13 protein-coding genes and 1 riboswitch are annotated in these 13724 nt (G+C 41.4%); of the genes, 7 read left to right on the top strand and 6 right to left on the bottom strand.

The window, feature by feature from the left end; all coding sequences use genetic code 11:
- Nucleotides 1–16: 16 nt before the first annotated feature.
- On the top strand, nucleotides 17–487 hold the full coding sequence (locus IRQ78_RS08660; RefSeq protein WP_194441808.1) for a hypothetical protein: 471 nt from the start codon (nucleotides 17–19) through the stop codon (nucleotides 485–487).
- Nucleotides 488–534: 47 nt separating this feature from the next.
- Entirely contained in the window at nucleotides 535–1068 is a 534-nt protein-coding gene (locus IRQ78_RS08655) for a hypothetical protein (RefSeq protein WP_054551097.1), read from the top strand.
- A gap of 9 nt (nucleotides 1069–1077) precedes the next feature.
- Here IRQ78_RS08655 and IRQ78_RS08650 read toward each other — a convergent pair whose 3' ends face one another.
- Both IRQ78_RS08650 and coaD read right to left on the bottom strand, forming a co-directional pair.
- On the bottom strand, nucleotides 1078–2454 hold the full coding sequence (locus tag IRQ78_RS08650; RefSeq protein WP_194441807.1) for a capsule assembly Wzi family protein: 1377 nt from the start codon (nucleotides 2452–2454) through the stop codon (nucleotides 1078–1080).
- Nucleotides 2451–2933: a pantetheine-phosphate adenylyltransferase gene (coaD, locus tag IRQ78_RS08645; protein WP_054551099.1), complete on the bottom strand. Its 483-nt coding sequence runs from the start codon at nucleotides 2931–2933 to the stop codon at nucleotides 2451–2453. The genes IRQ78_RS08650 and coaD overlap by 4 nt, the downstream gene beginning before the upstream one ends.
- Before the next feature lie 217 nt (nucleotides 2934–3150).
- On the opposite strand from coaD, the gene IRQ78_RS08640 reads away from it, so the two are divergent.
- Entirely contained in the window at nucleotides 3151–3804 is a 654-nt protein-coding gene (locus IRQ78_RS08640) for a TetR/AcrR family transcriptional regulator (protein WP_138619258.1), read from the top strand.
- A gap of 108 nt (nucleotides 3805–3912) precedes the next feature.
- On the top strand, nucleotides 3913–5370 hold the full coding sequence (gene thiI, locus IRQ78_RS08635; protein ID WP_054551101.1) for a tRNA uracil 4-sulfurtransferase ThiI: 1458 nt from the start codon (nucleotides 3913–3915) through the stop codon (nucleotides 5368–5370).
- A gap of 83 nt (nucleotides 5371–5453) precedes the next feature.
- On the opposite strand, the gene IRQ78_RS08630 is transcribed toward thiI, so the two are convergent.
- Nucleotides 5454–6347, bottom strand: a complete 894-nt coding sequence (locus IRQ78_RS08630; RefSeq protein ID WP_194441806.1) for a ketopantoate reductase family protein — start codon at nucleotides 6345–6347, stop codon at nucleotides 5454–5456.
- Nucleotides 6340–6690, bottom strand: coding sequence for a VanZ family protein (locus IRQ78_RS08625; protein ID WP_054551103.1), 351 nt, complete (start codon nucleotides 6688–6690; stop codon nucleotides 6340–6342). The genes IRQ78_RS08630 and IRQ78_RS08625 overlap by 8 nt, the downstream gene beginning before the upstream one ends.
- A gap of 157 nt (nucleotides 6691–6847) precedes the next feature.
- Between IRQ78_RS08625 and IRQ78_RS08620 the strand changes: the two genes are divergently transcribed.
- The 3 genes from IRQ78_RS08620 (at nucleotide 6848) to IRQ78_RS08610 (ending at nucleotide 9946) form a co-directional block, all read left to right on the top strand.
- Nucleotides 6848–7330, top strand: a complete 483-nt coding sequence (locus tag IRQ78_RS08620; protein ID WP_054551104.1) for a YajQ family cyclic di-GMP-binding protein — start codon at nucleotides 6848–6850, stop codon at nucleotides 7328–7330.
- Between the two features lie 143 nt (nucleotides 7331–7473).
- Complete coding sequence (locus tag IRQ78_RS08615; RefSeq protein WP_054551105.1) at nucleotides 7474–7713, top strand: hypothetical protein; 240 nt, start codon at nucleotides 7474–7476, stop codon at nucleotides 7711–7713.
- 189 nt (nucleotides 7714–7902) lie between these two features.
- A riboswitch (cobalamin riboswitch) is annotated at nucleotides 7903–8058 on the top strand.
- 34 nt (nucleotides 8059–8092) lie between these two features.
- On the top strand, nucleotides 8093–9946 hold the full coding sequence (locus IRQ78_RS08610) for a TonB-dependent receptor domain-containing protein (RefSeq protein ID WP_138599676.1): 1854 nt from the start codon (nucleotides 8093–8095) through the stop codon (nucleotides 9944–9946).
- Between the two features lie 60 nt (nucleotides 9947–10006).
- On the opposite strand, the gene msrA is transcribed toward IRQ78_RS08610, so the two are convergent.
- Entirely contained in the window at nucleotides 10007–10540 is a 534-nt protein-coding gene (gene msrA / locus IRQ78_RS08605) for a peptide-methionine (S)-S-oxide reductase MsrA (RefSeq protein WP_054551107.1), read from the bottom strand.
- Between the two features lie 84 nt (nucleotides 10541–10624).
- On the bottom strand, nucleotides 10625–13723 hold the full coding sequence (locus tag IRQ78_RS08600; RefSeq protein ID WP_058585800.1) for an efflux RND transporter permease subunit: 3099 nt from the start codon (nucleotides 13721–13723) through the stop codon (nucleotides 10625–10627).
- Nucleotide 13724: the final 1 nt, after the last annotated feature.

The raw sequence follows: 13724 nt of genomic DNA, 5'->3' as shown, positions 1-13724 counted from the left end.
TGAATGGGGGTTCTTAATGGCTTTTCTTTTTAATTTAGTGACCCACATTAATAAACCTGATAAACGCTTAGTTATTTTGGCGTTTATAATGATGGTTTCATACTTTTTAAGTGGTATTTTTAACTTATCTATTTATAGCTATCTAAACTGGTTTTATTTCGACCTGCTAACCATAACAACAATTTTAGCGTGGATTTGCTTTACAAAAATATGCACTTTTAATGCGATCTACTACATTGTCTTCGGGTTGCTTTTAAACGCAACTTTGATGATTAGTATATTTTTAGATATTTTTGTTATCGAAAACAGAACACCTTGGGCACTCTGGAGTATCTATTCGTTTGGAGTAAATACCGTTGATATAATTATGCTCATTGCATTGATTACGAATCGCGACTTTTTTCTTTTGCATAAACTTTGCCGTCTTATGAAATATAAAATTAGAGCGTCATTTTTAGATAAACCTGAACACCTTACTAACGCTTAATGAAACTCGTAGTATTTTTAGAGTAGCTAAATTTTAAGACTTACTTCATGCTTAAACTAATCCAAGACAACTTTGGAGTATACCTCGCAGCATTCATCATGTGGGGGTTTTTGATGTCGTTTCTTTATAACATGGTAAAGAAATCATCTGTACCGAATGGTGACAAAACAGTGATGTGGATTTCACTTGCACTGTTTATTTCTTACATGATGAGCGACCCATTACTCAATATCGCGCTTGGTTATGATATTTTAGATTCAAGCTTTGCTTATGTTATTTGGGCGCTATCTGATTTAACAATACTGCTAATTGTATGGTTAATTGCTCGAAAGCGAAATCTTGCACAGGCTCCAGCTAAGCTTTATGTGTACACTGGGCTTCTCGTCAATTCATCACTGTTTTTAGCCATGTATTTCGATATTAACTATGCTTATACTGGAAGTTGGTGGTTTTGGGATGTTTACAGTATCACTGTGAATCTGATGGATATCATGATGCTCATCGCTCTTTTCAGTAATAAAGACTTTTTAGGGCTTGTGAAGCTATATAGGCGAGTTCGAGGCCAAGCTGAACCAGCTTGACCTCATTAGTTAGAAACGGAATTCCCAACTGGTTCTAAGGGCTGTGTTTGTTTCTGACTCATCGCCTATTTCATCTTTTGAAATAAGCCCCGTCACTTTCCACAGACCATTAAAGACAGATTGTTGATAACCGAGTTCTAACTGCAGCTGACTCATATCTGATGCGAGCTCAGCTTGCGCTGCTTCGCTTTCAATCCAACGAAGCTTAGCATGGCCACCATAACCGTTTAGAGTATGGTAATAGGCGCCTAGGATAGCCGATTTACTTTGTTGTGGTGTTGAGCTGCCAATTAAACGTGAGCGTTGTGTATAGCTACCAGAGCCATATACGCAATCACTAATTTGCTCACAAGTTTGCTCTGTATTGGAGTATTCAAAGTAGCTTTTTAATAGGCTCTCTTTCGAGCCAAAATAGCTTTCAACACCTAGCGTATAAAATGGCTCGCTCGGTGCTAAGCCACTTTCATTTCGACCCATTACTTCAGCATAAAATGCCACAGGTTGCGCCGCTAAAGAGGTTGAGTACTTAACATCTAAGCTAGTTAAACGGTGTGTTGATTCACTGCTTTCGAGTGTAACAGGGTCAATTTCTAAGTTAGTTAAATAATCAGAGCCTGCACTGTTAATTGCTATTTCAAGGCCTGTTAATGGCGTACTTGCAAATCGGAGCGCCCAAAAGTTACCGTCATCTGAGCTATTTAGATATGACTTTTGTTTGGCGTAGATACCCGTTAACTGCCAGTTACCGATAAATGATAACCAACTTGGGCCTACATATTGTGTATTTGCTCTGGTAAAGCGCACGCCTTTCATTGGCGCCGCATTATTTGATAGTAGTAGGGCGTTATCGTTACTTGGCCCCCACCAATGACTTACTTGCTCTGCACTAAGTGACCAATTTCCTAAGAGTACGGCTAAATAGCTGTCTTGGTAAGTAACATGCTGCTTATCAAGGGCATCATCGGCGTAATTTACACTGACTTTAGCGCTAACACGCTTCCCTGTGATTGAACCATAACTATTTACACCGCTTTCTTGCTGGTGGCGTTTACCAAACCCTTGCTGAGACAGTGGCTCGCTGTTGTAGTTTAGGCGAATACCTGAGCTAGTTTTTTGCTTTGCATTATCAAGAGCATGTTTTACATGCTGGTACGCAAATAAGCTTTGCTCATCAAGTTGGCTGGTATTGGCAACGTCTAGGTCCCGTGCGATACCTTGCCACATTAATGGGTAGCTATTAATAGGTTGTTTAATAATGCCTTGGTTAAATAGCATTTCGATTGAAGCGCGAAGCAGTGGGTCGTCGCTTTCTATCCATGGCCCAGCAACACTTGGCGCAGAGATCATTAGTAATGCAGTTAAGCTAATGAACTTTTTTAATTTCATCCGTGAATTTTATCCTGTAAGGCTTTGGCTACAATAGGGTCAACAAACTCGCTCACATCGCCATTGTGGCGTGCAACTTCTTTAACTAGAGTTGATGATATAAACGAATTCTTTTCTGCTGGTGTTAAAAATACACTTTCTAGATCAGGGTTTAGACGACGATTCATATTAGCTAACTGAAATTCATAGTCAAAGTCAGACACAGCACGAATACCGCGAATAAGCACTTCGGCTTTATGGTCGCGAGCTAAATCAGCCAATAAGCCAGAAAAACCAATTACACTCACGTTATCAAGGTGCGCCAAAATCTTATTAGCAAGTTCAACACGCTCATCAAGGGTAAAGCAAGGTTGTTTACTAGGATTATGCGCAATGGCAACAATCACTTTATCGAACATTTTTGCCGCGCGATGAATTAAGTCTGTATGGCCATTTGTAAGTGGGTCGAAAGTGCCCGGATAGATTGCAGTAACGTTCATAACTATCAGCGATTTATAAATTTGCTTGCTATATTAACAGTGTTTTCTCGACTATGCAGCTTAGAAAATACGCGTATCGGATTAGGAACCTTCACCTATATAAGGTACTAAGCCGATTGAGGTTAATATTTTTCAAGGTAGTATTTAATTGTCGCGCATTTGTTTATACTGCTCGGCTGGGGACCGTAATAATCATAAAAAACAGAGTAAATAGGCTATGAGCACAAAGGACAAGATCATACACACCAGCATCGAATTATTTAATCGCCACGGTGAGCGTGCCATAACAACTAACCATATTGCTTCGCATATGGGGATAAGCCCAGGTAACTTGTATTATCACTTTAAAAATAAAGAAGATATTATTCGCCACATATTTGCTTTGTATAGCGACCATTTACATACCCACTTTAAGCCACTGACTCCTGACGATGATGCACTAGAAAACCTAGCGGGCTATCTTGATTCGCTATTTGAACTTATGTGGCGTTTTCAGTTTTTCTACGACAACTTAGGCGATATTTTATCTCGTGATGAAGAGCTGAAAAAAGGCTACATTGCGTTTCAAGCAGAGCTTTTGGAGCAAGTAAAAGAGGTACTTTTTGCATTACGAGAAGGCGGTATCATTTGTATTGAAGATGAAGATGTTACAGAGCTTGCGCATATGCTTAAAATGACCGTGAGCTTTTGGACACCTTACATCAAAGCTCGCCGCTTAAGCGGCGAACTTGCCAGAGCCGATATTTATAACGGTATTTTAAAGGTATTGCTGCTATTAAAAGCCCATTGCACCGAGCAACACTTAGAGCAAGTAAATCAATTAAGGGCAAAGTATTTAGCCCTTGCTGAAACAGAGCAAAGCGAACAATAACCCCGCAAAGCAGTTTATTTCCTAGACGCTATAATTTTTGTTATAATCGCGCGCCCTTGAGGTTGCTATACCTTAGGGCGTGTGAAATCCACAGTCTAAGAGTGAACTATGCTTAAATTTATCGTCAAATTACACCCTGAAATCGCGATCAAGAGTAAATCTGTTCGTAAGCGTTTTACCAAGTTATTAGAAAATAACATTAAGATCGTTTTGCGTCGTGTTGACGAAAAAGTGCAGGTAAGAAACAACTGGGACAATATCTCTGTTGTTAGCTTGCTAGACTCTGAGCAAGTTCGCTTAGATATTATCGACGGCTTAAAACGCATTCCAGGTATCGTACAGTTTATTGAAGTAACAGAAACAGACTTCGACTCAATCGACGATATTTACCAAAAAGCACTTGAACTAATCGGCCACACGATTGCGGGCAAAACCTTCTGTGTGCGTTGTAAACGTTCTGGTAAGCATGATTTCACATCGAGCGATGTAGAGCGCTACGTAGGTGGTGGTTTAAACCAGCATGTTGAAGGTGCGCGCGTTAAATTATCTCACCCTGAAGTGACTGTTCGCTTAGAAGTACGTGATGATAAAGCATACATTGTTACTCAAACTCACTTAGGTATGGCGGGCTTCCCGTTGCCAACACAAGAAGATGTATTATCGCTTATGTCGGGCGGTTTTGACTCTGGTGTTGCAAGCTACCAAATGATCCGTAAAGGTGCGCGTACTCACTTCTTGTTCTTTAACTTAGGTGGTGCTGCGCACGAAATCGGTGTTAAGCAGGCGAGTTATTATATCTGGAAACAGTTCAGCTCTACTCACAAAGTGAAGTTTGTTACTGTTGATTTTGAACCTGTTGTTGCTGAGATTTTAGAGAATGTTGAAAACAGCCAAATGGGTGTTGTGCTTAAGCGTATGATGATGCGTGCCGGTAGCCAAGTTGCAGAAAAACTAGGTGTACAAGCGCTAGTGACTGGCGAAAGTATTGGTCAGGTATCAAGCCAAACATTGGCTAATCTAAGTGTGATTGACCGTGTGACGGAAACTTTAATCATTCGCCCGTTAATCCAACACGACAAGCAAGATATTATCAATATTGCGCGTCAAATCGGCACAGCAGAGATGGCAGAAAGCATGCCTGAATACTGTGGCGTAATTTCTAAAAAGCCAACGGTTAAAGCTAAAATCAAAACGATTCTTGCCGAAGAAGCTAAGTTTGACTTCGACGTGCTAAATACAGTTGTTGAAAATGCACGTGTGATGGATATTCGCGATATCGACACCGAAGCAAAAGAAGAGGTGAAAGAAGCTGAGTCTGTATCTGATTTACCTGAAGGGGCGGTTGTTGTTGATATTCGCTCACCTGAAGAAGAAGACGCAAACCCACTAGAACTTGAAGGTATTGAAGTTGTACATTTACCTTTCTTCCGCTTAGCAACTAAATTTGGTGACTTACCAAAAGATAAAGAATATTACTTATATTGTGCTAAAGGTGTGATGAGTCAGCTACAAGCGCTGATCTTGCACGAAGAAGGCTTTAGCAACGTAAAAGTGTATCGTCCGTAAAAGATACTGATAAAAGCGCGACATGTTCGCGCTTTTTTAATGCCTGAAATCATTACGAGAACTTTCCCCTTTCCCCTTGTAGCTTAACTTTTTATTTTTATCATGCTGAGCATTGCTTGATTATAGGGGGTTTTTATTCCTAACTTAGCGCCTTGCTCGCACACATAACCACAAATTGCATCAATTTCAGATTCTCGATTATGGCTGATGTCTTGTTGCATAGAAGAAAAGTTTTCAGCGGTGGCTGTCATCACAGAGTAGGCTTGATCCAGCGCCTCGCTGAGTTTTACTTTAACCCCTTGTTTATTGGCAACCAAGCAGGCCTCATTGAGTAAATTAATAATGCGTGTGTTAAATTGCGGTGCACGTAGCTGGCCATTTTTTACGTTATGAATTGCTGTTAACGGGTTAATGGCAATATTCACTAACAGTTTTTGCCATCGCAATGAGTGAATATCATCGCTCACAGAAAAATGCGGCAAGTAACTAAACTGCTGCTCAAGCTCGTTGAGCCTTTCGCTTGCAGCTGCATTACATGCGCCTAGCACACTTTCACCATTACCTGTATGGTTTACGCTATAAGGCGTTGTTTTAAAACCAGCTAAACGCGTGGTTAAAAACGCTAATCCTTGCGTATTCAAAAGCTGGGCATTAAGTTCATCAACATTACCCATGCCATTATGAGAAATAACGATTTGGCATGTTCTACTGAGATAAGGTTTTATTTGCTTAAAGGCCGCTTGAACTTGAAATGCTTTTACTGTTATTAACACCAAATCAAAGGGCGCTGTATGACCAAGCTCTTTGTGATTAATGAGATGGGCTTTGATAGGGTGTGATTTACCATTGCTTGCTTGATAAAAACGTGTGGTCAGGGTCGGCTTACGGGTCAGTAATGTGATGTCATGTTGTGCAGATAAAAAATGGCTAAACAATAAGCCAATCGCACCATCGCCAACAATTAAAACATTAGCCATTACGTTGCTTTCTACCTAAATGAAAACCAAGTTTTATAGCAAAATAGCTGATGGCACCAATAAAGTCAGCGATAAAGTCACCAACCGAGGCTTGACGGTAAGGCAGCATATCTTGCATAAACTCAATGGCCGCACCATATCCGGCTAACAGTAAAATTTGCACCATAAGTGGTAATTTAAAGGCTTTATCCATCACCAAAGCCAGTACAAAGAAAATACCAAAATGCGCCACTTTATCTACGTGTGGGAAGAGGTTACTCACCCCTTTAATTTCTTTGGCAAACAAAATCGTAAAGCCAATAATGCTGGCTAAAAAGATAACTTGGTAAACACGCCTTGTCACAATAAACCCTAAAAATGCCGAAATTGAATGGCCAGTATATCAAACAATTTTTGCATCGCACCTGAACAAGCCGGATAAAAATAGAAAGAATCGACAAATAAGCGTTATAATTGCCAACCATAAATGAATTTAAAAAAGACTATGTTAGGAGAACCCCATGCCTTCATTTGATATTGTTTCTGAAGTAGAAATGAACGAAGCGCAGAATGCAGTAGATAATGCAAAGCGTGAACTAGAGACACGCTTTGATTTTCGTGGTGTTGATGCATCAATCGAACTAAGTGATAAAGTAATCAAGTTAAAAGCAGAAGCACCGCAACAAGTAATGCAACTTTTTGACATTCTTGCTGCGAAAATTTCAAAGCGTGGCTTAGATGTATCTAGCCTTGAGCTTAAAGATGAATCGCGTAGCGGTAAATACGTAATGCGTGACGTTGCTCTTAAGCAAGGTATCGAAAAAGACGTAGCGAAGAAAATCGTTAAGTTAATCAAAGATTCAAAAATTAAAGTACAAGCTGCTATTCAAGGTGAAGAATTACGTGTAACTGGTAAAAAGCGTGATGATTTACAAGAAGCAATGCAAGTTGTTCGTACTGCTGATTTAGGTCAACCATTCCAGTTCAAAAACTTCCGCGATTAATACTCTATGTTTTTAGCTTTAAGCTGTAAGTTTTAAGCTATAAGCCTACAAGTTTTTGAACTTTACAAGGAGCGTATTTTGAGACAAATATTAGGTTACAGAGAAAAAGATATCTTCTAGCTATTTTCAGCTAGAGGATATTTATGTCAGTAAAAAACAAAGCAATAGATCGTAATAAACACGGTAAAATAAACAGAAAATACACAGGCCCACACAGTACTTATTTTTACCAACAAACACCAAGTTGGTGGGTGAAAATGACGATGACCAAGCCAAGAAGACGTTTAAATAAAGCTCTTTGTAAGCTTGTGCTTAATGGTGCTGACCCAGAAGGAATTGTTTTTCCGTTAGGAAACTCGAAACCCCATGAGTATTTCTGGTAATCATTGTTTTATAAAAGCCAATCAGCCATGCTGATTGGCTTTTTTACTTTAGGCTTACACCTTAGCACTTAACTTGCAGCTTGAAGCTTTAGACTTAAAACTTTGGTTTAGAAGTATAGCCGTCCATTGACTTTCCTCCCCAAAATCATCACAATAACGGCCTATTTTCGAGGTGCTTGCTGTATCTTCAGATACGTTTTATTTCAAAGGGTGAAATAGTCGCAAGATAATCGGGAAGTTGGTGCGTTTTCAGGGAGAAAACAATGCCAACACTGCCCCCGCAACGGTAATGTAGATGCCATGCATGTACAGAGTCCGGAGACCGGCCTTGAAGTAACTTACTATTCGCGTGTGCGGTGGGCACAGGCTAGGGGATATCATGCTAAATAAATCTGCGTTAGGCGTAGCGGTTGCTGCTGCGTTGTCTTTTTCTGTATCTGCTGACGAGCAATCAATCGAGCACATCACAGTTTCTGCCAATAAATTCGAACAATCAATTAATGATGTATTAGCCAGCGTTACTGTCATTGACCGCGCTGATATTGAAGCAAGCTATGTTCGTGACTTACCAAGCTTACTAGCCACTCAAGCAGGCTTTCAAATTAATGCCAATGGTGGTTTTGGGCAAAGCTCTGGTGTGTCATTACGTGGTGCAAGTTCTCGTCATACACTTATTTTAATTGATGGTGTACGCACAGGCTCTGCAACACTTGGCTATAAAAGTATTAGCAATATTCCTTTAAACAGTATTGAGCGTGTTGAAGTAATTAAAGGCTCACGTGCAGCTGTATATGGTTCTGATGCGCTAGCTGGTGTAATTAATATCATTACCCGTAAAGCACAAAACACGACCTTAGATGTTACTTTTGGCTCAGACTCTTACCAAGAGTACCAAGTAGCGACAGGTGGTCAGTTTGCAGGTGTTGATGTTGCCGTTAATGCCGGTTATGAAAAAACAGATGGTTTTGATGTTCTGCAAGGCTTAGCGCCAGATGAAGACGGCTACGAGAACAAAAACCTTGGCTTTAATCTTGGTTATCAAAATGAGCAGTTAGGTGAGTTTTTAGCGCAAGCACAATACTCAGAAGGCGAAGCAAAATACGATAGTGCTTATAGCCCTGCAGACAGCACCGTAGAAAAAGGCGAGTTCGAAAATTACCAAGCTTCACTAGGTTGGAAAAAGGCTTTCGAAAAACACAGTCATGCCATTGATATTGCCATATCAAGTGATAGCTCAGATGACTCACGCATTGATTACACGGGTGCAACGGTGGTTGATAAGTTTGAAACTGAGCGTGAGCAAATTGATTACAATGGCCAATACTTTTTCAATCAAGCACTGACTCTTAGTGGCGGTCTGAATTGGTATAAAGATGAAGTGAACACTAACTCAGGTACTTATTTAAAAGACAGCCGTGAAGTATTCGCTGCGTTTGTTGGCGCTTATTATGACGACGAACACGTGCTGGCAAACCTAACCGTTCGCCAAGATGATGATCAGCAGTTTGGTGATGAAACAACTTACACTGCAGCTGTTGGCTATCACTTAAATGACATCGCGACATTCCGCGTAAGTCAAAGCACAGGTTTTAAATCTCCAACATTTAATGACCTATATTACCCGGGCTCAGGTAACCCAGAGTTAAACCCTGAAACATCAGATAACCAAGAGCTTGGCTTATCACTCAATGTGAATGATATCAGCCTTGATATTGCGATTTTCCGCAGCGAAATCGACAACAAAATCGCTTGGGCACCAAATGCATCAGGGCAGTGGATCCCAACTAATATAAACGAAGCTCGCCACGAAGGTGTTGAGTTTAGCTTTAAAAACCAAGTGTTTGGCTTTGATCACAGCTTTAACTTTACCTACCTTTCTGCGGAAGATACTGAGACAGGTCAGTCACTAACCTATGTGTCAAATCACAGTGTGAATTGGTCATTAAACAAAGCATGGGGTGATTTTGATGCTGGTATCGATATGCAATACCGTGGTGATCGTGATGGCAAGTTAACGCACTTACCATCGTATACGTTATGGAATTTAGTTGGTCACTACCAAGCGACTGACAACTTAACAGTGTCACTTCGTGTAGAAAACCTATTCGATAAAGAGTACAACGCCGTTGATGCCTATGGTACAGACCTAGATGGTGATTACATCAACGACGAATTTTATTATTACAACACGGCCGAGCGTCGCTTGTTTGTAGGTGCCCGTTATCAGTTCTAATAATAAGGAAAATTATTAGTTCTGCGTTTAAAAGCTCGCTACCTACTTAGCGGGCTTTTTTCATTTAAGTTTAGCTGCGTAATACTGTTCGAACTTTGCAAGCTTTGGGGCAATAAGAATACTGCAATAACCTTGATTTGGGTTTTCATTGTAATAGTCTTGATGGTACTGCTCTGCAGGGTAAAAGTTTGTAAGCGGACTCAGCTCGGTGACAATCGGCTCACGAATTTGCTTTTGTAAAGCATCAATCATGGCTTGAGATTCTGCTTTTTGCTGTTCATTATGATAATAAATAACACTGCGATACTGAGTGCCGACATCATTACCTTGGCGGTTTAATTGTGTGGCATCGTGTAAAGTGAAGAACATTTCAAGCAGGGTGTTATAGCTCACGATACTACTGTCAAAATCGAGCTGAACCACCTCAGCGTGACCCGTTAAGCCAGTACAAATTTGCTGATAACTAGGGTTTTCAATCTCACCGCCTGCATAGCCAGAGCTGACATTAAGCACGCCTTTCACACGTCTAAATGCGGCATCAATACACCAAAAGCAGCCGCCGCCAAAAGTGGCTATTTGTATGTTGTTATCCATATTAAACTCCCTTATCGTTTTGCTGACTATAGCCGAAAAAACAAAACGCCGTAAAGACGGCGTTTTGTATCAATAAAGTGCGTTTTAAATTTCTTCTAACGGCTTGTCTTTTGCTTGCTGTTCTAACTTGCTTTGTAAGTACTCAGGCGACTGAGTATTTCGAGCAAGTGCACTGTATGCTGCAGGTACCACGAATAAGGTAAGTAAGGTTGCAACAATAACACCAGTAAACACCACCACACCAATTACCATGCGGCTTTCTGCACCTGGGCCACTTGCAAGAACCAGCGGTACCGAGCTCATTACTGTGGTCAATGAGGTCATAATAATTGGGCGTAAACGCTGCGTAGCAGCTTGGCTAATCGCTTCGTTAAACTCAACGCCTTTATCGCGCAGTTGGTTGGCGAACTCAACAATCAAGATACCGTTTTTCGCACTTAAACCTATCAGCATTACAATACCAATTTGGCTGTAAATATTTAGAGTAAGTCCGGTGTACCACAAACCAAATAATGCTCCCACTAAACCAAGTGGCACAGTAAGCATGATCACAAATGGGTGAATAAAGCTTTCAAACTGGGCTGCAAGTACTAAGAAGGTGACTGTCAATGCCAGTATGAATACATAGGTCATTGCCGATGCGCCTTCATAGAACAGCTGCGATTCACCCTTGTAGTCAATTGCACCGTCGATGTCGTTTTCTTCTGCTGCAACTTGATTTAAGAAGTTAAGCGCTTCTTCTAGGGTATAACCATCTGCTAAGTTCGCACTTAACGTAATTGCGCGCATACGGTTATAACGGTTTAAACGCGATGCTGTGGCTTCTTCTTTTAAGCTAATTAAGCTATCAAGCGGTACTAATTCGCCACTGCGTGATTTTAAATAGATATTTGAGATATCAGTCGGATTAGCAAAGTCTTCTTTGGTGCCTTTTAAAATCACATCGTATTCTTCACCACGGTCGATAAAGGTCGTTACGCGGCGTTGGCCTAACATGGTTTCGAGTGTGCGGCCTACATCTGATACAGAAACCCCTAAATCAGCGGCTTTGTTTTTATCAATATTGATTAAAAACTGCGGGAATGTTTCTTTGTAATCGTGATCGATTCTTACCAAGCCAGGATTTTTCTCAGCACGCTCAATGATACGGTCTCGCCAATCGGCTAGTTGGTCGTAATCGTTACCTTGCAGTACAAATTCAATCGGGCGAGATGAACCACCGCCACCAATACCACGGCGCATAATTGCAAATGCACGCACATCGGTCACTTCAGTCATTTTGCCGCTGATTTCGTCCATTACTTCCCATGTTGAGCGCTTACGCTTATCCCAGTCGGCCATACCAATGATAGCAACACCACCTTGGCCACCCCAGCCAGGTACACGAACAAGCACTCGGCTTAATTCACCAGATTCAGAGTAAGGCATTAAACGTTCTTCAATTTTTGCCATGTTTGCAGCGTTATTTTCATAACTTGCGCCCTCAGGACCACTCATCATGATAAAGAAAGTACCGCGGTCTTCTTTTGGCGTAAGCTCTGATGGCACTTTTTGAAATAGCATAAAGCTGGCAACACCAGCCAAAATCATAGTCAGTAGCAAGCTCCACTTACGGCCCATATTTGAAGCCAGAGAGTTACGATAGGCGTTTTCGATTTTGTTAAAGGTTCTATCCATCCACTGGCTAAACTTGCTTTCTTTTTCTGAAGCTTTCAATACTTTAGAGCAAAGCGCTGGAGAAAGTGTTAATGCCGTAATACTAGAGAAGAACACTGCGGCGCTTACTGCCATCGCAAATTCTGTGAATAGGGCACCAATACGGCCATCCATAAACACTAGCGGCACGAACACCGCAATCAGTACGAGGGTGGTGGCAATAATCGCAAAGCCAACTTCACGGGCACCACGAAATGCAGCAAGCAGTGGTGGTTCACCCAGCTCTATACGGCGGTGAATATTCTCAAGCATTACAATCGCATCATCCACTACCAAACCGATAGCAAGCACGAGTGCCAGAAGAGTTAACAAGTTGATTGAGTAACCCATAGCGAGCAAGAACATAAAGCTGCCTACTAACGCCACTGGTACGGTTACAGCAGGCACTAGGGTTGCGCGAATATTGCCTAAGAATAGGTAAATAACTAATACAACCAGCGCCATTGAAATCCCAAGGGTTCTATATACTTCATCAATCGATTCTTTGATGAAAATTGATGAGTCATAGCTGTCTTGAATGGTGGTGCCTTCTGGCAGGTTTCGCTTAATTTTTTCAAGCTCAGCGCGGGCATTATCAACCACGGTTAGGGTATTGGCTTTGGCTTGCTTGACGATACCCAAACCAATCATATTACGGCCATTACCACGGAATAAGCTTTCGTCGTCAGCAGCTTCTAGGTGAACATCGGCCACTTCACCTAAACGTACTAAATAGCCATCATCACCACGTTTGATCACTAAGTTTCTAAAATCTCGCTGATCTTTATAACTACGCGCGGTACGTACTGTAAAATCACGGTCGATAGATTCGATTTCACCGGCAGGTAGTTCAACGTTTTCAGTGCGTAAGGTGTTTTCAATATCGCTACTGGTAATACCGCGTGCTGCCATCGCTTTACGGTTTAACCAGATTTTCATGGCGTATTTACGCTCGCCACCCACGCGTACGTTAGAGACACCATCAACAACGGCTAATCGGTCAACAATAAAGCGCTGTGCGTAATCAGATAACTGTAATGAATCCATGGTAGTACTGTTTAGTACGAACCAGGCAATAGGGCTTTCATCACTGTTTGACTTAGAGACCTCTGGCGGGCGAACTTGCTCTGGTAAGCTATCAAGGGCACGAGCTACACGTTCGCGTACATCGTTTGATGCGGCATCGATATCGCGGCTGATATTAAACTCAATGGTGATGTTTGAGCGGCCATTTCGGCTCGACGAGTTAATACTTTTAATGCCTTCGATACCCGAAATGCGGTTTTCGAGTACTTGGGTGATTTTAGTTTCAATGATCTCTGCGCTGGCGCCGGTGTAATCAGTGCTCACACTAACAATCGGTGTTTCAATATCTGGGTATTCGCGCAGTGGTAGCATAGAAAATGCCACCAAACCAAAGGTAAGTAACAACAGGTTTATTACGATCGCAAAGACCGGGCGTTTAACGCTAGTATCAGTAATTTTCATG

This window comes from Pseudoalteromonas simplex (assembly GCF_015278155.1).
GTDB lineage: Bacteria > Pseudomonadota > Gammaproteobacteria > Enterobacterales > Alteromonadaceae > Pseudoalteromonas > Pseudoalteromonas simplex.
This window is presented reverse-complemented; position numbering and strand designations above follow the sequence as displayed.